Here is a 22850-nt window from a genome sequence, read left to right on the forward strand (position 1 = left end):
CTTAAGCAAATGTTTTGAAGGCCGGTCAATCTTCCTGTTATTCTATGGGCATAAAGAGGGTATAGGAGGTTTTTTATATGAGCAAAAAAATTGCAGTTCTCGTTACAGACCAATTCGAAGATATCGAATATACAAGTCCGGTAAAAGCATACGAGGAAGCTGGCTATAGTGTCACAGCTATCGATTTGGAAGCTGGCAAAGAAGTTACCGGTAAGCATGGAGAGAAAGTAAAGATCGATAAAGCAATCTCAGAAGTGAATGCAAGTGAATTTGATGCACTTTTAATTCCTGGGGGATTCTCTCCGGATTTGCTCCGTGCAGATGATCGCCCTGGTGAATTCGTGAAAGCATTCGTCGAAAATGAAAAACCGGTTTTCGCTATTTGCCACGGCCCGCAAGTACTAATTGATACGGATCTCCTGAAAGGCAAAGATATCACAGGCTACCGCAGCATCCGCAAAGATTTAATCAATGCCGGCGCAAATTACAAAGATGCAGAAGTCATCGTCAGCCACAACATTGTCACAAGCAGAACACCTGATGATTTGGAAGCATTTAACCGCGAATCATTGAAGTTGTTGAAATAATGAGAAGGCACAGACTGTTTAGGTCTGTGCCTTTTTTTAAGAAAAAATGTTGCTAGCCAGGTAATCGCGTTTGCTATATCACATGAACCCCTCTATTTAAGATCCCTTATTTACATTCTGAAAGACAGCAGTTGCATCCCACACATTTAAGCCGAATTGACCTTCGGAGAATGTAGAATCATTCGTATCAATTACAAGACGATCATCTAAATAGATTTTGAAGTGATCACCCCGAGCCTCAGTTTTCAGATGATACTTTTTATTTACGTCTATCGGTGTTTTGTATTCGGCAATGACAGAAGCAGCACCGTTCTCAAATTTAAAGAATTTCACTAAGTCATGTTTCGCATCCACATTGGCAAGATAACCGTTTTGGGCATCTTTGTCAGAGCGAAACATAAGCGCTCCTGCCCCCCTTCCGTTTCCATCCTTAATAGTGATATCAGATTCATAGGTGAAGTCAGATCCGGATGCTGAAGACAAAATAAAGGAATCACCCTCCGATCTTCCTTGTTTTCCTTCAATTGTGTCGGCCCACGTGCCATTTACAGTCGTCCAGCCAGCCAAATTAGAGATGAAAGGTGATGTTCCCCATACCTTTTTTAAAGGGTATATCTTTAAAGATTTCATCTTTACACCGCCATTCGCCGCATATAATTCAAGACCGTTGCTTGATCGATCCGGGAGAATGATATCGGTTATGACCTGCTGTCCGTCATTCCCAAATACTTCAACTGAAGAGCGGTCGACAAAAATGCGCATCTTTACCCTTCCATTTACCGGTTTCAGCGGAGCTGTTTGTTTTCCGGTGTTAAAGGTCGGATTAAAGGTGACGTTCCCCGACTCGCTTCGGTCAACGAACAGTTTGGCATTTTTTCGATCATAGCCGACTTTTGTGAATTGATTTCTGCCTGTTCGAACTTTAAAACCAAATTCAGCAGCTGAACGTGGTGTCACTTGAAATTCTGCATGTAATTCATACGCATCTCCAGATAGGCCCGCTAACACATTTTGGCTTGTGGTCGATATGGTCTGATTCTTCCACTTTTTAGAGGTTCCGCGAATGGTTTGCAGCTCTTTTACTGGTGTTTGGACGACCCTGACTCCTCCAGTAAGCGCTTTCAATTTTAACTCTCTTGGAATAGACGCCGCACTTCTCCATGGGGAGGTAGGAACATCATTCGCATATTGCCAATTGCTCATCCACCCTAACCATAGCCGCCGGCCGTCTGAGGATGGAATATCGGACCAGGATACAGCCGCATAAAAGTCTTTGCCGTAATCCGTCCAGAGAACTTTGTTTGACGGATTTTCATTTTTAAAATGAGTTCCATCAAAGTCCCCTACAAAATATTGCATGCCTGATCCTCCCGAAACCGCTCCGTTTCCGACACTGACCTGCATCACCCATTTTTTTTGATTCGGATTGCCGTCTACCGGAAGCTCAAACAAATCCGGGCACTCCCATACTCCCCCATGGCTCCCTTGTCCCTGTCCAAACTCACTTGCATATGTCCACTGCTTCAGATTTTTTGATGTATAAATGAGGATTCGGTCACCGGCCGCAAGCACCATCACCCACTTGTTTTCTTTTTCATACCAAAAGACCTTTGGATCGCGAAAATCTTTTTTTCCCGGGTTCGGAATGACAGGGTTTCCAGCGTATTTCGTCCACGTTCTTCCTTTGTCATTGCTATAAGCAATGCTTTGCACTTGATGGCCTTCCCTGTCCTGTGTATAAACAGCCACAAGCGGCTTCTCTTCGCCTGTTTGAAAACCGCTTGTGTTATTTCTATCTACAACTGCGCTTCCAGAAAAGATCGTGCCTTTGTCATCCGGAGCCAGCGCAACAGGAAGGTGTTTCCACGTAACCAAATCTTTGCTCACGGCATGCCCCCAATGCATGGGCCCCCACTGAAGTCCGTATGGATGGTATTGATAGAACAAGTGATATTCTCCAGCATAATATACCATCCCGTTTGGATCATTCATCCAGTTTGCCTCCGGCGTGAAATGATATTGAGGACGATAATCCTCATCATAGTAGCTTGAATCAGCTGCCTCAACCGAAAATGCCATAGTGAATAGCAGGGTGAACATGATGATGACTTGAGAAAGTCTCTTTTTCATTTGTTTCTTCGCTCCTCTCTTCATGTTTGAACACTTCAAGAGAGACTGCTGCACAAGTTGGTCCGTTTCTGGCAATTCTCCTCTGTTTTGCTGTTATCCGAATGATTGATATGTGATAGACTGCCGCAGTTTCCCTCTTCTTTCTTACTTCACACAGAGCTTATGCTAAGAATCCAGCCCAATACCCAAGAATTCCGATGATAAAGATGCCGCATATAATGAGAAGAGGATTCACCCCTTTCCGCAGCATCCATGCCACCAATAACGTTAACCCTAGAGGCAGCGCCCCCGGCATGATGCTGTCTAACACATTTTGTACGGTTTGAACATCCACTTTTCCGCTTTCATCCTTAATCCTGGACACAACGATGGGAATGTTGATGGTGGTCCATTTGGAAACGAGAGCTCCCATTACAAATAATCCGAGAATCGAAGCGCCCTCTGTCAGCTTTTGAATGCGATTCCCCGCTAAATCCTGCAGAATCTCCATTCCTTTCACATAGCCATACTTTAATCCGTAATATTTTGTGCTTAATCTTATGGCGTTCAGCAAGAAAAAGAATAGCAAAGGGCCGGCAATGTTTCCTCCTAAAGCAAGGGATGCCCCTAACGCAGCTAAGACCGGGCGAATCGTTCCCCAGAAAATCGGGTCGCCTACACCCGCTATCGGGCCCATCAAACCGATTTTCATTCCGCTGATCGCTTTTCCATCAATTCCTTTATTGTTCGCCATTTCTTCTTCCATGGCTGCCGTCACGCCAAATATAGGCGCTGTCAGCCACGGATGTGTATTAAACCATTCCAAATGCCGCTGCAAGGCTTCGTTTCTTTTCGCGCCGGGACCGTATAATTTTTTGATCGCCGGTATCATGACATAGCAATAACCCATGGCCTGCACACGTTCGAAGTTAAAGGAGCCGAGCAAAAAGTTTGAACGAATAAACATGCTGAAAATTTCTTTTTTCGTTAATCGCTTTTCTTTCTCCATCTTTTTCATCCCCCCTCATGGTTTAGGCATCAAGATCATCATCGTCATCATAAACACCGACTTGGCCACTGTCAGATGCGGCGGCCACCGCTCCGTGCGCGGTATGTTTTTGCATCATCTGCTGGTATAAAAGCGCCAGACAGAGACCGAGGGCTCCAAATCCTACTAAGTTGAAATCGGTAAACGCTGCTAATAAGAAACCAATATAGAAAAATGGCTTTAAATATGGAATATTCATCATATTGATCACCATGGCATATCCGACAACAACGATAATGCCTCCGCCTATTTGCAGCCCTTTTGTAATCACATCCGGAATATTGCCCAAGAACGCCTGAACAGCGCTGACACTGATCAATGCGACAATCAAAGTCGGTATCATGACGCGAAGCGCTTGAAACACCATCGCGGTAATATGCATAATTTCAATTCCTTTTATATTCCCTTCTTTTGCGTATTGATCAGCGCGGTGAATGAAAAAGACAGTGATCGTCCGCACAAAAATCGTCAGCGCCTGACCAGCAGCTGCCAAAGCAACAGCTACGGCAATCCCTTCGCCAATTCCCTGATCAGCGGTAATAACTAAAATGGTTGAGATGACAGAGGCGATCGCTGTATCAGGCGCCATAGCAAGGCCGACGTTCATCCAGCCCAGCGCCATCAGCTCCAGTGTGCCGCCGAGAATAATGCCTGTTTTTAAATCCCCGAGCACCAAGCCAACCAGCGTGCAGGCCACAAGCGGCCGGTGTGTCTGCCCTTCATCCAATACACTTGCGATTCCGGTGATTGCTGCAATGATTAACAACAAAATAATTTGTAATGAAGACATATTCTCATCCCCTTGATTATTTTGTTACGTTCCGTAAAATCTGGACAAAGTCCTCGCTGGCATCTGAAGGCAGCTGTCTCAATTCCACTGTCACGCCCAGATCACTTAATGTTTCAAACGCCTTTATATCTTGCTCTGTGACGCTGACTGATTTTGTGATTTGCCTGCGGTGATTTTCAAAACGCATTCCTCCAACGTTTACTGTTTTGATCGGTACGCCTGCTTCTATAAGAGATACAATATCGGACGGATTTTCAAACAAGAGCATTGCCGTTACCCCTTCATAACGCGGACTATGAAACGCTTTTGCCATTTTTGAAACCGAAACGGCACTCGCTTTTACATTTGAAGGCGCAACAGAAAGGATCAGCGCTTTTCTCATGTCGTCCTGTGCAATATCATCGGAGACAACGATAATTCGGTCTGCCGCATGGACTTTAATCCACCTTGTCAGGATTTGGCCGTGAATAAAGCGGTCATCAATTCTTGCTAACACAATGTTCATCACAATTCATCCTCTCTTGTTTCTTGATTGGCTGTTTTTACTTTTTCTAAATGTTCACTGCACACTTGAAAGCTTTGCTGGCTCATTGCTTTTAAGTTGTTCAGCAAATCTTTAAGTGTCAGATGTTCTCTCAGGCTTAATACCTCCAGCAGAATCGGCAAGTTTACGCCGGCTGCCATATCCATTCTTTGATCTTCAGCAATGAAAGAAGCTGCCGCGTTATATGGCGTTCCTCCAAAAATGTCGACTAAAAAAAGCACTTCATTTTCTTCCGGAATGTCTTTGAGCGCCTGATGATATTTTTCTTGCAGTGTTTGAACTCCTTCTCCTTTAAAAAACGGCACTGCAATCAGGTTATTTTCTTCACCGAATATCATCCCTGAAGACTCTTTTAATGCTATGGGAAAATCTCCATGACCACTGATAATAACTGAAATCATATTCATTGCTCCTTTCCTGTTTTGTACACCCATATATAATGCAAGGATCGTGCCAACAAAGTTGTGTTAAGCGTTTTCATTAAGTTTTCAGCAAATGACAGTCTATTGTTGAAACACTTGAAACCAAAAAAATAAACCTGTATTAAAATGGCGTTCCATTTAATACAGGTTCACATAAAAAAACCGCTTTTAAAACAGCTGGCCAGGCACTTCTTCAGCGAAGATGGCGGCAATAAATAATTTTTCATCATCACTTATGCGAAGTCCAAGCTTTTGTTCATATGGGGCTAATGTACGTTCTGTCACGTTCAGCATTCTTTTTAGCTGTTCATTTATTTCATCTTCCTCTGAGAAAGCTATCGGATTCTGCTTAATCACCCTCTCAAAGGCGAAAGCCGTATGCATGATGACTTTGATTAAAACAGCATTATTGAAAATGACTCCCAGCTCATCTTGAACGGTTTGCAGCCACTCTAATAACATCTCGATCATATGGTGGGGGTTCAAGAAGACAAGGTACTTTTTCAAGCTATCCTCGCAAAGCTCCCTGACAATGATATTCGCTTCGTTCAATCCATTGCTCAAGGGGGTGCTTCCTTTGGTAATCGCCTGTTGAATCAGCTTCTCTCCCTCCCCTTCAATTAACACTTCTAAAGATACATGCGGAGCATTGATTTTAGGATCTTTCGTTCCGACTGTCGCAAGGATCTCATACTCTTTTTCAATTTCTTTTATGTTGTTTGCCAATTTAATGGATGAAACAGTCAATATGTGAATCGGGGTATCAGAGGCCTTGTTTACGATCGTTGTCAGGATGTCTTCCAGCTTTTTGGCCGTCCCGCTGCCTGTCGTACAGATGGAAACCAATGCCTTCTTTTTGCCGGATGCTGCTGGCTGCCGCTCCCATAACTCAATAAAATCTTTCGTGACCGATTGATAGATCGCATGCAAATTTAAATTCAAATAGTTCACTTTTCTGACAGCATCCAGCACCATTGAGGTCGTCACATTGCTGATGGTTTTGATGGCAATGCCTGTCTTTTCCTCCAGCTTGCTTTCCAGCATCGCAAGTGACCCCATATCTACCAGCATTAAAACACCTTCCCCTTCGTCAACCTGTTTCATTTTTTCCGCTACGCATTCGATAATGTCCGAAGGTGAAACAGAAAGCGGCATATCAACTGCTGCAATGGGAGTGCTTCCTAACAGTTCTGTCGCGACTTCAACCATTGAACTCGCCGTGCTATTTCCATGTGCAGCCACGATAATACCGACCCTTTTGTTCTCTTTTAACGATTTGATGGAATGAATCAGCATTGTTAAGTAGATAACTTCTATTTCCGGGATGGCCACTTTAAAATATTTCTGAATTTGATCTTTAAATATCATCGCCACCCGATATTCTTTCACATGAGTGTCACGGATTTCATCAGTCTCCTGTGTATTTAAAACATCAATTTGTTTTCCGCGCTTTAAAAATGCGTCAATATGCATACTCAAGAAATAAATAAATTTACGGTCAAATGTGCAAGCCAGCTCATGCTCAGCTATTTCTTTTAACTGTTTGGTCATTTGAATCACGTCGTCTTCAACGAATGTCAGCAGGCTGTCCTTTTGAAACGCCCGATGATGAAAAAAACTTCTGACATGCAAATGGATATCAGTTAAGATGTACTGATTAATATCCTTTTTGGATAATCCTTCTTTCATAAGGGTTTTCACTTTTTCCTCGATCAAATGATACAAGTTAAATGAGAGGTCTTCGTCAATTTTTGTTGTTTCATCTTCTACAATCGGAGAGATAATCGTTGTAATATTGACATATTCAGAAATAGCTTTGCTTCTTTGCATGTTTTTGCTGCTGGACATCCATTCTTGCTTGATTTCATCCGGCAGATCCCGAACAGTCAGTTCAATAACCTCATTTTTTTCAAGGTTGTGCAAAAACCCGTGTGCACAAACTAACTGGACATTTGATTTCAGCTGTCCCACATTTCCAAATTTCGCAGAATGAATAAGCGCATTATAGACATCTATGTGCACACTCAGATTTTTCTTAATTCGCTCTGCTTCTTTCCCTAATAAAAACGTCGTCAGATCCACTCTTTCTTTAAGCGATCGTTCTTCAAGCGAAGGAATATGTATGGTCATTGGAATTCTTCGCAAAAATGTTTTCAATAAAGCAGAACTCGGATTTTCTGTTGTGGCGGAAATAAACAATACGTTCGATGTTCGTTTATGTTCCGATTCCCCAAGCCGGTTATAAGAACCGCTGTCAATAAAATAAAACAGCATTTCCTGCCCCTCAGGAGGGAGACGGTGGATTTCATCCATAAAAAGAATGCCCCCATCAGCCTGTTCGACTAAGCCAGCCTTATCCTCGCCGGCACCTGTAAATGAACCTTTTTTGTGTCCGAATAATTGAGATAGCAATAATTGAGGATTGTTGTAGTAATCTGCACAGTTAAATGTAATAAATGGTGAGCCGGCCTTCAAAATGTCAGAGTAAATGGCAAACTGGTAAATACGGTTCGCAAAAAGGGATTTACCGGAACCAGTCGGCCCTAGGAGGAGCATATGCAGGCCGTTCGGCGGATAAAAAACAGCTGCTTTTGCCTGGGAAATGGCTTTCTTCAAACTGCCTTTTGCCCCAATCATAAGCTCTAGAGGATTCGTAGAAATAGGTTGTTGTTTCTGTTTGGAATTCCCGGAAAACGGCTCCAGGCTTTTCACTTCCATCAACTCGGTATCCCATTTCTTGTTGCACAATCTTTCCGCTATTTCGACTGGGATGTATCGCACAGGAAACGATTTTATTTTTATGACCTTTTTGGACCGGACGAGATTGTTCAACTCAAAACTGACATTGGACCGCTCCATTTTCAGCTGCTCAGCAATTTCCTTTGCCGAACTCCCCTGTACTTTTAAAAGATGATCTAAACTTGAATCATGAAAATTATGCATAAGCTGATGGTATATTTTATCTATTCTTTTCACGTCTATCATCCTTTGTCCTTATTAGATAAGCCCTGAATATTCCGAATCTTCATGGCGGAAACATCTAATTCTACACTTCCAGAAAGGCCTCTATAGCAGATTGACATGCCGGCCTTTTATGCTTATGTGTTTAGAATGTTGAATCATTTACATCTCATATTAGTATTTTAGATTCGCGTTCCCCAGGGCTGGGCTCCTTCCAAAGTAATAATCAGTAAACAGTTTATCATTCTTGAGGAATGTAAAGATGCCAAAATCACGAATGACAAAAAATGAATCTTAAAGACTGGGTCAAATCACCTAAAATGCATCCAATTGAAACAAAGAAATGGCGGACACTCTATGTGTGTCCGCCGCAGTGATTCACGATAAAAAATCAGGATGCAGCAACTGCTCGATCTTTCTCTTTTCATTATGCAAAACTTCTTCATCTTTACAAAACATCTGGAAGGTCAGTGAATCTGTAAACATAAAAACTTTATCTCCATCGGCAAAAAATAAATATTGATGATTTCTCGCAGCCATCTTGCCCAGAATTGAAAAATCTCCGATATGATCGATTTGATATCCCCTGCTGGTCTCAATCAAAGCGGGCGTATGATCATACAATCCGCTACCTATTAAAAAAGCCTTGTACGCTTCATAAGCATCAGCAAACTCATCATCCAGATGACATTCACCCTCCCAGTCATTACTTAGAAATGGCGTAACAACTGTTTGTCCGAAAGTTGATAGATAAGGAGATATCCATTGAAAAAATAGATCCTCCATATGCACCCACTGTTTTTTTGAGATTTTTATGTTTGAATACGGATTCTCGACTGATTCAAAACCGAATGATTGATAAAAATCTTTTATTTCATGCTTATTCTCCGGGAGGCCAATCAGGATGCGATGTTTATTATTCTTTTGATGCTCCCAATCAAAAAACTGATATTCTGATAAAATTTTCAATAGCTGTGCTGTATGTAAGTTCATTATATGTCCTGCCTCATGTCATTCATTTCGCCTGTATTCTTATTAATGAGCGGCCCTCATAAGCATACTGTTATCATCTATCCTAGCAAAACAAAAAAGACATCGTCAAAACAATGTCTTTTTGTTTGCCATTACATATTTATTACTGTTTTCACTCGGTCACGAATGACGGTTACGCCAGTAGGACGTTTTACCAAAATCTCTTTTCCTCACTGAGCATTTACCTTTTTTTCTACTATTCAATAAAACTGGAAGTGAAAATAGAGAGTGAGAGATATTTAGCACCTGTACGAACAAGCAAATGAAAATTATATTTTTAAAATTTAAAAAGTAAACATTGTATTCTTTTAGATGGTATAATATCCGATAAAACTTTATTCATCTTTTATTATTGGAGGAAAATAAAATTGAGAGGCAATTCTAACAAAGACAATTTTGGACAACAACAAAAATTGTCTAGAGGCCTTAAAAACAGGCATATACAATTAATGGCGATTGGGGGTGCAATCGGGACAGGTTTATTCTTAGGCTCAGGAAAATCCATCCACTTTGCGGGACCATCTATTTTATTTGCTTACATGATCACCGGTGTATTTTGCTTTTTCATTATGCGTTCGCTCGGAGAACTGCTCTTATCAAATACGGGATATCACTCTTTCGTTGATTTTGTAAGGGACTATCTAGGAGACATGGCAGCGTTTATTACTGGCTGGACCTATTGGTTCTGCTGGATTTCTCTCGCGATGGCTGATTTAACGGCAGTCGGGATTTATACGCAATATTGGCTTCCTGCGGTGCCTCAATGGCTGCCGGGTCTTCTTGCGCTTATCATCTTGCTGATCATGAACCTTGCAACCGTTAAACTGTTCGGAGAATTAGAATTCTGGTTTGCATTGATCAAAGTTATCGCCATTTTGGCTCTTATCGCAACTGGTATTTTCTTGATAGCGAAAGGTTTTTCCGCTGATTCCGGCACAGCCAGCCTCACGAATCTTTGGAGCCACGGCGGCATGTTTCCAAATGGATGGCATGGATTTATCCTTTCATTCCAAATGGTTGTCTTCGCTTTTGTGGGAATTGAACTTGTTGGATTGACTGCAGGTGAAACTGAAAATCCCCAAAAAGTGATCCCTAAAGCCATCAATCAAATCCCAGTTCGGATTTTACTTTTTTATGTCGGCGCACTTTTTGTCATTATGTGTATCTATCCTTGGAACGTTTTGAACCCAAATGAAAGCCCATTTGTTCAAGTCTTTTCTGTTGTAGGCATCGTTGCCGCCGCCAGTATGATCAATTTTGTTGTATTAACATCAGCGGCATCAGCGGCCAACAGCGCTTTATTCAGCACAAGCCGCATGGTCTATTCTCTCGCCAAGGATCATCACGCCCCTGGATTATTGAAGAAACTGACTTCTTCTAAAGTTCCAAGCAATGCGCTGTTCTTTTCAACCATCGCCATTCTGATTGGCGTTAGCCTGAATTATATAATGCCCGAGCAAGTCTTTACATTGATTACAAGTGTTTCTACCATATGTTTCATTTTCATTTGGGGCATTACGGTGATTTGCCATTTAAAATATCGAAAAACAAGGCAGGATGAAGCGAAAGCAAACAAATTTAAAATGCCCTTTTACCCATTATCCAACTATTTAACACTCGCATTTCTCGCGTTCATTCTTATCGTATTGGCACTGGCGAATGATACACGTGTTGCTTTATTTGTCACTCCGGCCTGGTTTGTTTTATTGATTATCATGTATAAGGTACAGACCACCAGGGGACATAAGATAAAATAACAAAAAGACAAGGGATACACACTCCCTTGTTTTTTTTGTATTAAAAATGATACTGCCGGACTAAAAGAGGATTCGAAAGGCAAAACAACTGCTTGACTGATCTCCAATTCATGTAAGCTAATTTCAATTCATACCAGTTTTGATGCCGAAACCCACTAATATAATACCAGTTATTTTTTGAAACGCTTTCTGGAACTTCGAGTTTTTCATCCATTTTTTTGCGAAATCAATCATATAAACGAGAAAGAGGAACCACAAAACCGCTAATAAGGTTAGGATTGAAGCTAAAATGATGAGCTGCTGGTTTATGTTTCCCTTTAGATTGATAAATTGGGGCATGATTGTAACATAAACCAAAACAGTTTTAGGATTGAGAATATTACTAAGTGATCCTTGCATAAAGGAAGTTTTATAATAACGTTTCGGAGAATTTTCCTTGCTTGCTTGAGATTGCGTTTCATCAAAAGAAAACATGCTTTTGGCAAAAAAACTCTTGATTCCTAAATAAATTAAGTATGCTGCTCCCAAATATTTGATCGTTGTGAAAAGAAATACCGACTTTGCAATAACCACTGATAAACCTAAAATGGCGATAACCGTCCAAAAGGAAAGTCCTGTTGCCAATCCAAGGATGTTATAACGGCCAGCCTTTGCGCCATATCTAAGGGTATTTTTCATCACAAGCATCGTATCTGCTCCCGGTATGATAACCATCATGGCAGCAATCGGTATGTATGTGAGTATGCTGTGCATTTCTTCTCCCCCTTTAAAAAATCTCCGCAATATATAGTGACTACGATAGTAACTACTTATAAAATTGTATCAATGCGTTTGGAATAAATCAATATGGTTTGTTAAAATAGCGATTACAAGGGCAGCGACTGCTCTTTATATTGGAGGATGTATGAAGGAAAATATGTTAGACATTTTAAAAAACCTTAATTTTACCGAATATGAATCAAAAGCATATCTTGCTTTATTGCAAGAATCGCCTTTAACAGGCTATGCCGTCGCCAAAAATTCCGGAGTGCCCCGTTCTAAAATTTATGAAGTCTTGGAAAGTCTTGTCTTAAGAGGAGATGTTTTTGTAAGTCATGGAAATACACCTCAGTATGTGCCTGTCCCCGCTAAAGAACTGATTAAAAACCGCCGGCTCAAAGCGGAAGAGCATTTTGATCAGGCTGAGAAATACTTTGAAAAATTCGAGCAGACCGCAAATGACCGGGAAAATATCTGGAATATCACCGGACGCAATGAAATTCTTGAAAAAGTGAAGGCTTGTATCTTATCCGCCAAAAAAAGAATTCTCTTGGAAATATGGGAAGAGGATTTTGAAGAAATAGAATCAGAGCTAAGACAAGCGGCAAATCAAGGTGTCATTGTGACCATTATTGCGTACGGAGACATCACATCTGATTTTGCTGCTGTTTACCTTCATGATATGAGCAGTGAAATTACAGAAGAGTATGACGGGCGGTGGCTTGTCTATAGCGGAGATGATTCAGAAGTTGTAGCAGGTATCGTCTCTCTTGGCAACGACAGCCGTGCTGCATGGACGATGCATGTAGGTTTAGTCATGCCTATTACTGAAGTCATCATTCATGATCTGTACCTCATGGAAATCCTGAAAAAGCATAGAGGGCTTTTAGAAGAAAGCTTTGGGAAAAATCTCATCCAGCTGCGCCGCAAATTTTCAATCCACTCTGATTTCAAAAAACATTATTTGGAATAGAGCAAATGATGTTTCTGATATCATTATTTAACCAAAAACATTGCTTATATCAATACAAAGAACTTGTCGAGAAAAACTATTTTTCGGCAAGTTCCTTGTATTGCAAAATTTTTTTACCGATTGATCAGTCTGGCGTGGCTTTGAGGAGAATTTGTTCACTCATTTAAATCGCAATAAGGTGAGTGGGATCAGACAATAAGACATATTCCCCATTTTTATGATTGTCTTTTTTGTTAATTAATTTATTTTGCAAGGCTTAGAAATGTTTAAGCACTATTTATTGATTCTGAGAGGAATCTGGTCAGCAAACGACATTTCCTCGTATTCATTATGATCGAATATCTATACTCTGTAATCATACACCTTCAAGCCTTTCCTTACTGAATAAGCGAATGGCAATAAAGAAAAAGATAATATACACACATAAAAGCACCAAATAAGGAAGACGGAGAGCCCATTCACGATTAAAAGCCACTTCACCCACACTGACTAGAATACCGCCTAAAATTGTTCCAATGGAACTGACTCCCCAGGACAAAAAGCGAAATACTGTATTCACGCGCCCTAACAGCTCTTGGGGAACAATTCGCTGTCTATACGTTACATTCAAGACACCCCATACCACAATAAAAAAAGAGGCAATAATATAGGATAGACAGACAATATACCAATTACTGCTAAGGCCTGCAATACCGTAACATATTCCCATGGTCAAAATCGAGATAAGCAAACTTTTTCTTGCCCCCAATTTTGTTTTTAGATTTGAAACTGCTCGTCCCCCGATCACACTGCCTACAGTTGCAAAGGAAATCAGCAAACCAAACTCAAAAGAACTCAAATGCAAAATCTCTTTCATGAAGAAAACTTGCATAGCAGTAATCATTGAGAAAACCATAGTGACACCAGATCCAAACAATGCTAAAGGTCTTAGCAAAGAATCATTCCAAACAAAGAGTATACCTTCTTTTAAATCAGCTTTGAAAGTAACCTTTTTTCTTTCCTCTCTCGCTTGAAAGTTACCTTTCATTCTTATTAACAAAGGAATTGAAGTGACAGAAGTAATCACATCTATAACGAAAGGCGCGGGAAGGCCAATTAGAATTAGAATGCCTGCGAGCGCTCCCCCTAAAAGATCGCTTGCGATTAATTGAACCGAAGCAAAAAGACCGTTCGCCTTCTCAAGTTGTTTACTATTAACAACCATTGGCACTATCGTTTGTGCTGTGCAGTCAAACATTACCTTAGCAGTACCAAAAAGAAACGTTAAGATAATCAAAAGCGGTACAGTCGCCCATTCATAGATTATCAGAACAGTTAACAGCAATATCATTACTGCCCTGACTGTTCCCGAAACAGCCATTAGTAAATTGCGGGGATAGCGATCAATTAAGATTCCAAAAGGCAAACTAAACAGTAACCAAGGCAGAAAGATGGCTGAGGATACCAATGACGCTAATATTGTATTACTTGTTAGTGAAGCTGCAACCCAAGGAAGCGCATTAAAAGTGAGGCCATCTCCAATACTTGTTAAGGTTACAGCAGTAAAAAGACGGCGAAAAGAAGGATCAAAAGCAGGAGTTTTTGATTTGCGTTTAATGTTCAGTTCAATTTTCATTTCTTTCTCCTTTAACCTTCATTACATAGGATTAGTTAGGTTAAGTTTCGTCACAAGCTGTTGAATATCACCTGCCCAGTGATCAAAATGAGCATAAGGGTTTGCCGTCATAGCCAACAGCTGCCAAAGAGCTGTGTTTATAAACCACTCTGCATTTAGTTTCATTAATTTTTCAGCATCCTCGGTCATCCATTGAAGGTACCATTCTAATCCTTTAGGTTTTTCAAAGGCGTATGCTCCGATTAAAACAGGTATGAGAGAACTTTCAGCTGATTCTTTAACTAGTAAGTATTCTGTTAAAATACGAGCTTTTAAAGAATCGTAAGCAAGTTCTGATATCTTGTTAATACCGGAAAGTCCACATTCGTGTAATGAAAGATTGCATACGTTAATGAGATGTGACCATCTGCTGTACATTTCACGATCTATTTCTTCAGTTGTATTATTAGGAATGCTAAAATGCTTATCATCCAGCTTTTCCAATTTGATCTCTAATGCATATTTTAGCCTATTAGGCAATATTTGAGAGATTATTTTGTCTATATTCCTAAGGGAATATCCAAATTTTTGTTTAGGCTCCTCTAGCTTCTGATGTTGGTAAGCAAGAAAAGTTATGTTTCGTCGGTGAGGTAATACCCGTACATTTTTGAAATGTTTGCATATCAATTGTGCTACCCGCTGTTGTATAGTTCCTCCTTCCAAGGGTCTTAACTGTTGAGGAAGCCCCCAAGAATTAAATAAAACAACGCCTTTAGGAGCGATGTTGTTTATGATTAACTTCCAAAACTCACAAGTTAAAACAAATTCCGGATAATCACTCTTTGTGTATAAATCAATGCAGATTGCATCAAATGGTATGTCCCTAAATTCTTTTAAATATTCTAATGCATCTTTATGTATAAAATTAATTTTCCTGCTTAATGCAGGAAAATACTCGTCGAAAATTAATGAGCTAATTTTTATTGATCGAGGATTCAAATCCACAGCTGTTATTTCTACACTGCTGTTTCCAATTAATAAAGGTCTTAGTGCCCCGCCATACCCTACTCCAAGTAATAAAATTCGTTGAGAATTCTGTAACACTTTTGCTACAGCAAAATCATCTGTTTGATTTCCTACAAAAACCCTGTCGTGTGTTATTAGTGAGTCAATTGTGTGAATATGTAGCTGATTTGCACTATAAAGTTCGTCTTTCACTGATATATTATTAATCATTACTTGTCTCTTTCCTCCTTCACTAAGAACCTCTTGTATCTGCTCGTGACAAGTCGACCCCTTCATAAAAAGCAGTGCTTAAATCAGCTCCCCATAAAGTTGCAGACCAAAGCTCAGCTCCTCTAAGCGCTGTTCCTTTCATATTCACATTTCTTAATTCAGCATAAGTTAAATTTGCTCTACGGAGATCCGTATTGGTAAGATCCGCTCCAAATAGGTTTGCTTCGTTCAAGTTGCACCCTTGAAGATTCGCTCCTTCAAGACATGCTCCTTTAAGATTTGCTCGAGCTAAGTTTGCACCTTGAAGATCACAATTTTTCAAATTTGCCCCGCGTAAATCTGCTGCTTCTAAATGAGCTCCCTTTAAACGTGCTGCTTCTAAATCTACATATTGTCCATATTTCCGTATCATTTCAACTGCATCTAATATCGTTAAAATACTACCGTTCTTGAGATGAGCAGTGTCTTCATCTTCCCACAATATATCCTCAAAGGTTGTTTCTGCAACTCCAATTAAATGCAAATATGAAGACTGTTTCGTCAGAGACTTAGCAGTTTTTGACACGATGATCTCTCCTGATAAATCTCTTTTATTAAATATTCTGTTAATTTTTTCAACATCACAAAGAGCCAAAAGAAATAATGGTTCAGAGAGAGAGACTTGATCACTTACATGATTACTAATTACATCTAATAAGCTATGCATATGCATTGTTTGCCTCCTTCTTCACTAAAATTGAATTTACAGCAGAAGTACCGTTAATCCCATAAAAATCAGTGTAAAATGTATCTACTAAAATATTTTTTTGTGTCAAAGACCACTCTTTTAATTCGTCTTGCTTTAATATACTGTCCTCTATCATTAAATAGTCTCCTTCTAGCATTAAAAACCCTAGATACTGCAACACCCTTTTAAGATGAACATGTGCATCCTCAATTATTAAAAAGGGTCTGGGCAATGTTTCAATAAAACATGCAGTCAATAAATAATCTATTTTGCCGATATCACCCCTTCTAAATTCAACATCTTTTGGTAAGGTTCTAGGCTGGATTTGATCTATTCCTATTATTCTAACCCCAAGATTATTTAAATCTGTAATATCTTTAAGCCAACATAAACTTGCTTCTGTCGAGCCAATCTCAATAATAGTGGCAGGGCGAATTTCACTTATCATCATATGGTAAATAGCTAAGTCATAGGCGCTCTTAAACAACGGTTTTCCTTGCCAGCAAAAAACATTATGTACACCTTGACTGCACACCCTAGAAAAATTGTCTAAAGAGCTAACAGGCATATTAATAAGTCGATCGCTTAAATTAACAAACCTTCTATCCCCTGTAATGGTGACTATTTCTAAAACACGTTCTAAAATCTCACTATCATATTTATTATCTTTCAAGAATGCTTCCCCTTGTTGTAGAATTAAATTATCAAAAAAAGTTGTAACTCCATTTTGGTGTTGATTTATTTTCATTAATGTTTTATCTATTATTTTATGAACGAGTGATTTTTCTAAATACATTTTTGGGATCACCTCATTTTTTCTTGGAAGAAAAAATTTTGAGTTAAACGTGCATCATTGATAGAATTACCGAATTGTTCTGTAATCCCATGAAAGTATTTTGAGCCTTGAAACAAAATTAAACGGTTAAATTTTAAAGGAATTTCATAAATCTTTTCCCAGGCATCTTCTTTTTTAGAATCTGGAAATACGTACTTGCCGTCAAACTCGCAAATGTCCGTACAATGGTAAGTTTCTAATTCATACAATTCCGGCGCTTTATTTAAACCCGTTTTTTTATGACGATAAATACCTAAACCTCCACGGCAATCTTCATCTTTTGTCAAATAGATGATACCTGTCCATTCAACACCATGATCAAGATGTACTTTTGTGTGAGCAAAATCCTTTTTAGTCGAGTACCTAAATTTACCGAATACATATTCACCTGGTTTAGTAATAATCGGCTTACCTATCAATTTCTCGAATGTTTCCTTATGATTTGAAGAAAAAAATGATTTTTCACTTTCTGCACCTGGGAAGTTTTGTTCATCACCAAAATTCGTATAATCCGCTCTTAAAGCAAAACTGCGAACTTGCTCTGGATTTGAATAAAATCCATCAACTACAAAAATATCTTTTGGAATCATTCTGCTGACCCCAAAAAGAAAAAATTATGTGTGATACGACAGTTCTCAGGAGTATCACCGAATCCGCCAATAGGAGCATGGTAAAACTCTCTTCCTTTAAATAAGACTAATCGATTAAAAACAGGACTAACGGATGTTACCAATTCCCAACGAGTTAAATCTGCTTGATCTCTGTAAATCACTTGTCTTTCAAACTCTGCTGCGTCTTCAAAGCCAAGTTTTCTTGCTTTACTGTTTGAGGGAGGACCTTCAAGTCCAGTTTCAATATGCCGATAGAAACCAACACCTTTGTCTACGGGAGCATTTGGAGTTAAAAATATAAGAGCTGCCCAATCTACAGAGTCAGCATGAACTTTTGGCATTTTCCCTGTTTCTTCTGTTATTAGTCTAAACCCTCCAAATGTAAAACGATCAGGATCTACTTCAATTGACGAATCAATAATTTGTTCAAAAGAACTTTTTAACACTTCAGAGTTAAAAACTCGGTGACTTTGGTACCCAGGATAGTTAAATTTAGCAACACTCGAATATTGATCTTCCAAAGCTAGATCCCTTATTTTGTAAGGCTGAGAATAATAGTTATCAATAACTAAAATTTTTTGATCCAAAGTTGTAAGCCTCCTTTTGTTTTTCCATAGATATTATTAGGAATAGAAAGGAGAGGATACCCTCTCCTTTCTATGTAAAATGCGTTTCTTAAAGTGCTGTTTTGAAAAGTTTGTCGATTTCTTTTTGTTCCTCTTTAGTGTTAGGAACTTGTGCAGTAATTCTAGGCATGTTATTAGGTGAAGTTCGTGCATATACACTGTTATCAAAAGACTCTAACTTAGTTTCTTTTTCCTTTGTTCTTTTGAAATTCATTTATATCTCCTCCTTTCATAATCTGCTCCAAGAATAAGTTGTCTAATAATATCCCTGAAACAATTTTAGATTATTACAAATTTTCAATTATTTCAAGTTATTTCTAAAATATGGTTAATGATGACTGTTATAGGGTATTTTAAAAATGAGGTATTATTCGATAATACTCATCTAACAACAATTATAAGATTTGATGTCTAATAATAAAATAATTATAAAATAAAGAGAGATTTCCCATTGTCACTCACTCTACTTATATGTTTTCTTCTATTCACGTTAGGGAATGAACATGTTGAATGGAGGGAGAATAATGGCACCTAAAGAAGAAAATGAGATCAAAAAAGAACTGAAACGATACGAGCTCTTTTTCAAAAAACGATATAAGATTCTTTATACAGTAAATGATTTTATCATTGGTGCCTTGTTTCTTGTCGGAAGTATTTTCTTTTTTTATGAGCAGTTCAAGTCGGCAGGGATATGGCTGTTTGCGATTGGGAGTTTGCTGCTGTTAATCAGGCCGACGATTCGGCTGATTCATGACTTTCATTACCGTAAACATGTGGAAAACCAATTTAAACATCGATCTTCAACAGATGGTTCATCTTGAGGCATACGCGAGAGCAAAATGCCATAAAACTAATGCGTAAACCAAAAACAAGACTTTCAGACTATTTATTTTTAAAAATAAGACAAAAGAACTAAACTTTTGCCCCTGTTTGACGATATGAACAATAAGGCCGGCGCGATACTCCCTATAACATCCTTTTCAGTAGATTTCATTATCGTGCCGGTTTTCTCACATGCAAAATTATCCCGCCAATCTGATGGCGGGATTTTATTTTTTACATTCCTGTCCAAACGTCTTTACCATATCGTTTTTGGTTTTGCAGCTTCTGCAGCCATTCAGCTGATTCTTCCCGGCTCGCTCCTTTTTCAGCTTCATACGCCAGACGCAGCGTATTCTCTACATCAGGAGCCATTTGCGATCCATCACCGCATACGTATATGTGTGCCCCTTTTTCAATGAGTGATATCAATTTCTGCGTATCTTGTTTGAGCAAGTGCTGGACATATCCCTTTGGTTCGTTTTCGACGCGTGAGTAGCATCGGCGGATGGTGACAATACCATCCTGTTCCGCTTGATCCAGCTCTTCTCTGTATAGATCGTCATGATTGGGGCGCCGGCAGCCGAAATACAAAAGAGCTTCACCAAGCGTGTTTCCTTCCTTCTTCAAAACAGATCTTGCCTGAATAAAGCCCCTGAATGGTGCAATTCCTGTACCCGGTCCAACCATAATCATAGGCGTTTCAGGGTCATCTGGCATTTGGAATCCGGATTGAGGCGTTCGGATGAAACAGGCTGCTGCATCACCTGTATTCAGCTCTGCTAAATAATTAGAAGCAACGCCCCGGTATTCACCACGCCCGCTCCAAGCTGATGCTTTAACAACGCCTACTGTCATGCTCACGATATTGGCTTGGACCTTCGGTGAGCTTGAAATGGAATAATATCTTGGTTTTAATGATGGCAAAAGTTCTAAAAACCGCTCAAACGGCATTTCGCAAGCAGGGTAATCCTCTAAAAGATCAAGCATGGTGAGACGTTTTGCCAATACCTGCTCTTTATAAATGCCATCTTCTGAAACGAGCTGTTGCAACTTTTTTTTATGCGGCGGACAGACTGTATAAGAAGCCAGCTCCCGAAGTTGAAGTCTTGAAGCCGGGTCCTGCAGCTCCACATAGGACGCCAATACATCCGCCACTTTAATCGGCCGATCCATCGGAAGATGAGCCATATGAGGGCTTCCGCTCATTTTTATGACATGATTGGCCTGCAAACTGAATCGGCTCAGGACCCGCTGAACAAGTTTCCGGCTGTTTTGCGGCAGAATTCCGATATGATCGCCTTCTTGATATGTTTTGGCATCAGAAATTTGCAATTCAATATGGCGGGTAGAACGCGGACTATCTGCTGTCTGGAGCTCCCGGTTCTCTAACACAATCCCTTCAAACGCGCCATATGCCTTAGCAAGCGGCGTTTCTGTCGCTTCACTGAGAAAAGTAATGGATAATGAAGGCCTGTCTTCTTTCTGAGATATTTCGTTTATATCAAATGCGTCCATCGTTTCCTTCCAGAAACGGTTTTCCCAAGACTCGCGATGGCTTTCAAAATCATCGGCGGCATCGCCTTCCCCAATCGCTATTAAACGCGTTGCCCCCTTTGCTTTCATCATGTCATCTATGAGTCGGGGAATTCGCTGATACGTGCTGGCCCAGCTCCGGTTTCCGCAGCCGAATACCGCATAGGAAACACCTTTCAATCGGCCCTCCTCAAGCTCCTCCAGCCACTCCAAAAAGCCGGCAGCATTATCAGGCGGCGCCCCGTTATAAGAAGCCGTAACAATGACCACGGCACCTTGGTCGGGAAGCTTGCCAATATAATCGTCAAGCGGAGCGATTTCAGCTGTAAAGCCCAGCTGGCGGCCGTAAGCAGACAGTTCACCGGCTATTCCTTCCGCTGTTCCAAGATTAGAACCGTAAAGAACAAGTAAAGGTGTGCCGTGTTTAGGTTTTGTTTCTTTTGGCTTCGTTTCTGTTTTGATGTCAGCCTGTTCTTTTCTCTGTACGTTGATTGCTGCTGTTTTCCGCGGTTTCACAGTAATTTTAAATTCATCCGGCTTGATCGTTAATGCCTCTTTGATTTTCAGTTCGTATCCAGTATGGTTCATCAAATCAAAATGCTTTAATACAAGACCTAGAACCATCGTCGCTTCCTGGAGAGCAAACTGCATGCCGATACAAGCGCGCTGTCCGTTTCCAAACGGCTTATACGCATGGTGAGGAATGCGCGAAGGGTCTTCAAACCGTTCCGGACGAAAATCTTCTGCATCCTCTCCCCAAGCGTTTTGATCCCTGTGCAGTTTCGGAATCAAAATAGTGACAGGCTGCCCTTTACTGATCGGATATTCCCCGCCTAAAACAGTATCTTCCTTAGCGTAGAGAGAAAAGGCCGGAGCTGTTGGGAACAGTCTTAGCGTTTCATTTAAAACCATCCGAATGTATTTCAGCTGCTGGATTTGTCTATATTCCGGCGTGTCATCCGTTAACACGCGATCTGCTTCCTCTTGCGCTTTTTCCAGTTTTTCCGGATGTGTAAGCAGACAGTAGATCGCAAAGGAAAGCAAACCGCTTGTGGTTTCATGTCCTGCAATCAAAAACGTTATGATCTGGTATCTAATGTTTTCATCATCCAGCGTTTCACCTGTTACAGGATCTTTGGCATAAAGCATGAGTGATAAAAGGTCCTTAATGTTTTCATCCGGGTTCGCTTTTCGCTCCGCTATCATTCTATCGACAAGAGCGTTCATGACTTCTATATCTTTTTGGAACTGCAGCTTTGTTTTCACCATCACCTTATCTTGCAGACCCAGTCTTTTCGATTGATTCATCGCCTCTTTTAAGGCACGGAGCATACTGGTGATAAACGGATGCTGTGAATCACGGTAAAAGCTGTTGAAACGGTAGTTAAACCCGCATAACCCAATCGTATCAAGCGTCAGACGGGTCATGTCGTCCGCTACATCAATTTCTTCATTAGGATTAAGCCGACTCCATTTTTGAATCAGCTGGGTTGCGATATCCAGCATCATAGAATGATAGCTTTTCATCGCTTTTTGACTGAAACTCGGCAGCAGAATGCGGTGGGCTTTTTGCCAATTCGGCTCATGCGTCCAGCTTGTAAATAACCCGTCTCCGCCAAACTCGCGCACCTTTAGCAAGCCTTTGCCAAGATTTTTATCAAAACGGCTTTCATCACACACTTCAGCCACAAGACTGTGGCCGGATACAAAAACACTGGATACCCCCGGAAAATCGAAACGGAAAATCGGCCCCAATTCATCTGCTATCTTCCATAATGACTGAGAAAGCTGCTCTTTTTCCAGATGCGGAAGGTTTTTTAAAGGTCCGTATGTTTTGGGCTGAGGTATTGCGCTTGCCTGTTTCATCAACATCTTCCTTTCCTA

The 22850-nt window shown here is 40.3% G+C and carries 20 protein-coding genes and 1 pseudogene; 4 read left to right on the forward strand and 17 right to left on the reverse strand.

Translation table 11 applies throughout. The annotated features are described in order from the left end of the window. Positions 1–77 precede the first annotated feature (77 nt). Positions 78–587 (forward strand): cysteine protease YraA, encoded by a 510-nt coding sequence (gene yraA / locus V6D44_RS13655; RefSeq protein ID WP_087993812.1) that lies wholly within the window; start codon positions 78–80, stop codon positions 585–587. A gap of 96 nt (positions 588–683) precedes the next feature. On the opposite strand, the gene V6D44_RS13660 is transcribed toward yraA, so the two are convergent. The 8 genes and pseudogenes from V6D44_RS13660 to V6D44_RS13695 form a co-directional block, all read right to left on the reverse strand. After that, positions 684–2717: a GH32 C-terminal domain-containing protein gene (locus tag V6D44_RS13660; RefSeq protein WP_202327108.1), complete on the reverse strand. Its 2034-nt coding sequence runs from the start codon at positions 2715–2717 to the stop codon at positions 684–686. Then, a pseudogene (locus V6D44_RS13665) lies at positions 2650–2792 on the reverse strand (hypothetical protein). The gene V6D44_RS13660 and the pseudogene V6D44_RS13665 overlap by 68 nt, the downstream one beginning before the upstream one ends. Before the next feature lie 85 nt (positions 2793–2877). Then, on the reverse strand, positions 2878–3705 hold the full coding sequence (gene levG, locus V6D44_RS13670; RefSeq protein WP_014114571.1) for a PTS fructose transporter subunit IID: 828 nt from the start codon (positions 3703–3705) through the stop codon (positions 2878–2880). Between the two features lie 22 nt (positions 3706–3727). Next, the gene (gene levF / locus V6D44_RS13675; protein ID WP_087993810.1) at positions 3728–4534 is read right to left on the reverse strand and encodes a PTS fructose transporter subunit IIC; all 807 of its coding nucleotides are present in this window, start codon (positions 4532–4534) and stop codon (positions 3728–3730) included. A gap of 16 nt (positions 4535–4550) precedes the next feature. After that, the gene (gene levE / locus V6D44_RS13680) at positions 4551–5039 is read right to left on the reverse strand and encodes a PTS fructose transporter subunit IIB (RefSeq protein ID WP_087993809.1); all 489 of its coding nucleotides are present in this window, start codon (positions 5037–5039) and stop codon (positions 4551–4553) included. Beyond that, complete coding sequence (gene levD, locus V6D44_RS13685; RefSeq protein ID WP_087993808.1) at positions 5039–5479, reverse strand: PTS fructose transporter subunit IIA; 441 nt, start codon at positions 5477–5479, stop codon at positions 5039–5041. The genes levE and levD overlap by 1 nt, the downstream gene beginning before the upstream one ends. Before the next feature lie 189 nt (positions 5480–5668). Next, on the reverse strand, positions 5669–8476 hold the full coding sequence (gene levR / locus V6D44_RS13690; RefSeq protein ID WP_253268445.1) for a transcriptional regulator LevR: 2808 nt from the start codon (positions 8474–8476) through the stop codon (positions 5669–5671). 363 nt (positions 8477–8839) lie between these two features. Beyond that, on the reverse strand, positions 8840–9430 hold the full coding sequence (locus V6D44_RS13695) for a hypothetical protein (RefSeq protein ID WP_242519848.1): 591 nt from the start codon (positions 9428–9430) through the stop codon (positions 8840–8842). A gap of 431 nt (positions 9431–9861) precedes the next feature. On the opposite strand from V6D44_RS13695, the gene V6D44_RS13700 reads away from it, so the two are divergent. Then, positions 9862–11250, forward strand: coding sequence for an amino acid permease (locus tag V6D44_RS13700; protein ID WP_253268446.1), 1389 nt, complete (start codon positions 9862–9864; stop codon positions 11248–11250). 123 nt (positions 11251–11373) lie between these two features. Here the strand turns inward: V6D44_RS13700 and V6D44_RS13705 are convergent, their stop codons facing one another. Continuing rightward, positions 11374–12003: a LysE family transporter gene (locus V6D44_RS13705; protein WP_087993804.1), complete on the reverse strand. Its 630-nt coding sequence runs from the start codon at positions 12001–12003 to the stop codon at positions 11374–11376. Positions 12004–12154: 151 nt separating this feature from the next. Here V6D44_RS13705 and V6D44_RS13710 point away from each other — a divergent pair, with 151 nt between their 5' ends. Next, complete coding sequence (locus V6D44_RS13710; protein ID WP_087993803.1) at positions 12155–12982, forward strand: TrmB family transcriptional regulator; 828 nt, start codon at positions 12155–12157, stop codon at positions 12980–12982. A gap of 355 nt (positions 12983–13337) precedes the next feature. Here the strand turns inward: V6D44_RS13710 and V6D44_RS13715 are convergent, their stop codons facing one another. The 7 genes from V6D44_RS13715 to V6D44_RS13745 all read right to left on the reverse strand — a co-directional run bounded on the left by V6D44_RS13715 (position 13338) and on the right by V6D44_RS13745 (position 18825). Beyond that, on the reverse strand, positions 13338–14597 hold the full coding sequence (locus V6D44_RS13715; RefSeq protein WP_087993802.1) for an MFS transporter: 1260 nt from the start codon (positions 14595–14597) through the stop codon (positions 13338–13340). Positions 14598–14618: 21 nt separating this feature from the next. After that, on the reverse strand, positions 14619–15812 hold the full coding sequence (locus tag V6D44_RS13720) for a spermidine synthase (RefSeq protein WP_087993801.1): 1194 nt from the start codon (positions 15810–15812) through the stop codon (positions 14619–14621). Positions 15813–15834: 22 nt separating this feature from the next. Continuing rightward, complete coding sequence (locus tag V6D44_RS13725) at positions 15835–16518, reverse strand: pentapeptide repeat-containing protein (protein WP_333516584.1); 684 nt, start codon at positions 16516–16518, stop codon at positions 15835–15837. Further along, complete coding sequence (locus V6D44_RS13730) at positions 16511–17335, reverse strand: CmcI family methyltransferase (RefSeq protein WP_333516585.1); 825 nt, start codon at positions 17333–17335, stop codon at positions 16511–16513. The genes V6D44_RS13725 and V6D44_RS13730 overlap by 8 nt, the downstream gene beginning before the upstream one ends. An 8-nt stretch (positions 17336–17343) precedes the next feature. After that, on the reverse strand, positions 17344–17964 hold the full coding sequence (locus tag V6D44_RS13735; protein WP_333516586.1) for a DUF6445 family protein: 621 nt from the start codon (positions 17962–17964) through the stop codon (positions 17344–17346). Continuing rightward, positions 17961–18572, reverse strand: coding sequence for a DUF6445 family protein (locus V6D44_RS13740; protein WP_087993991.1), 612 nt, complete (start codon positions 18570–18572; stop codon positions 17961–17963). Before V6D44_RS13740 ends, V6D44_RS13735 begins: the two co-directional genes overlap by 4 nt. 88 nt (positions 18573–18660) lie before the next feature. Next, positions 18661–18825 (reverse strand): hypothetical protein, encoded by a 165-nt coding sequence (locus tag V6D44_RS13745; RefSeq protein ID WP_164907163.1) that lies wholly within the window; start codon positions 18823–18825, stop codon positions 18661–18663. Between the two features lie 310 nt (positions 18826–19135). Here V6D44_RS13745 and V6D44_RS13750 point away from each other — a divergent pair, with 310 nt between their 5' ends. Beyond that, on the forward strand, positions 19136–19432 hold the full coding sequence (locus V6D44_RS13750) for a YrhK family protein (protein ID WP_087992244.1): 297 nt from the start codon (positions 19136–19138) through the stop codon (positions 19430–19432). A 235-nt stretch (positions 19433–19667) separates the two neighbouring features. On the opposite strand, the gene cypB is transcribed toward V6D44_RS13750, so the two are convergent. After that, positions 19668–22832 (reverse strand): bifunctional cytochrome P450/NADPH--P450 reductase CypB, encoded by a 3165-nt coding sequence (gene cypB / locus V6D44_RS13755; protein ID WP_087992245.1) that lies wholly within the window; start codon positions 22830–22832, stop codon positions 19668–19670. Between the last annotated feature and the right edge of the window lie 18 nt (positions 22833–22850).

Source organism: Bacillus sp. 0209A, from assembly GCF_036765095.1.
GTDB lineage: Bacteria > Bacillota > Bacilli > Bacillales > Bacillaceae > Bacillus > Bacillus subtilis_G.

Coding starts and splice junctions, on each gene's coding strand:
- V6D44_RS13730 (WP_333516585.1), bottom strand. CDS start 17,335: ATGTATTTAGAAAAATCACTCGTTCATAAAATAATAGATAAAACATTA.
- levF (WP_087993810.1), bottom strand. CDS start 4,534: ATGTCTTCATTACAAATTATTTTGTTGTTAATCATTGCAGCAATCACC.
- V6D44_RS13715 (WP_087993802.1), bottom strand. CDS start 14,597: ATGAAAATTGAACTGAACATTAAACGCAAATCAAAAACTCCTGCTTTT.
- V6D44_RS13735 (WP_333516586.1), bottom strand. CDS start 17,964: ATGATTCCAAAAGATATTTTTGTAGTTGATGGATTTTATTCAAATCCA.
- V6D44_RS13750 (WP_087992244.1), top strand. CDS start 19,136: ATGGCACCTAAAGAAGAAAATGAGATCAAAAAAGAACTGAAACGATAC.
- levE (WP_087993809.1), bottom strand. CDS start 5,039: ATGAACATTGTGTTAGCAAGAATTGATGACCGCTTTATTCACGGCCAA.
- levG (WP_014114571.1), bottom strand. CDS start 3,705: ATGGAGAAAGAAAAGCGATTAACGAAAAAAGAAATTTTCAGCATGTTT.
- V6D44_RS13710 (WP_087993803.1), top strand. CDS start 12,155: ATGAAGGAAAATATGTTAGACATTTTAAAAAACCTTAATTTTACCGAA.
- yraA (WP_087993812.1), top strand. CDS start 78: ATGAGCAAAAAAATTGCAGTTCTCGTTACAGACCAATTCGAAGATATC.
- V6D44_RS13725 (WP_333516584.1), bottom strand. CDS start 16,518: ATGCATAGCTTATTAGATGTAATTAGTAATCATGTAAGTGATCAAGTC.
- levD (WP_087993808.1), bottom strand. CDS start 5,479: ATGATTTCAGTTATTATCAGTGGTCATGGAGATTTTCCCATAGCATTA.
- V6D44_RS13720 (WP_087993801.1), bottom strand. CDS start 15,812: ATGATTAATAATATATCAGTGAAAGACGAACTTTATAGTGCAAATCAG.
- V6D44_RS13745 (WP_164907163.1), bottom strand. CDS start 18,825: ATGAATTTCAAAAGAACAAAGGAAAAAGAAACTAAGTTAGAGTCTTTT.
- V6D44_RS13705 (WP_087993804.1), bottom strand. CDS start 12,003: ATGCACAGCATACTCACATACATACCGATTGCTGCCATGATGGTTATC.
- cypB (WP_087992245.1), bottom strand. CDS start 22,832: ATGAAACAGGCAAGCGCAATACCTCAGCCCAAAACATACGGACCTTTA.
- V6D44_RS13660 (WP_202327108.1), bottom strand. CDS start 2,717: ATGAAAAAGAGACTTTCTCAAGTCATCATCATGTTCACCCTGCTATTC.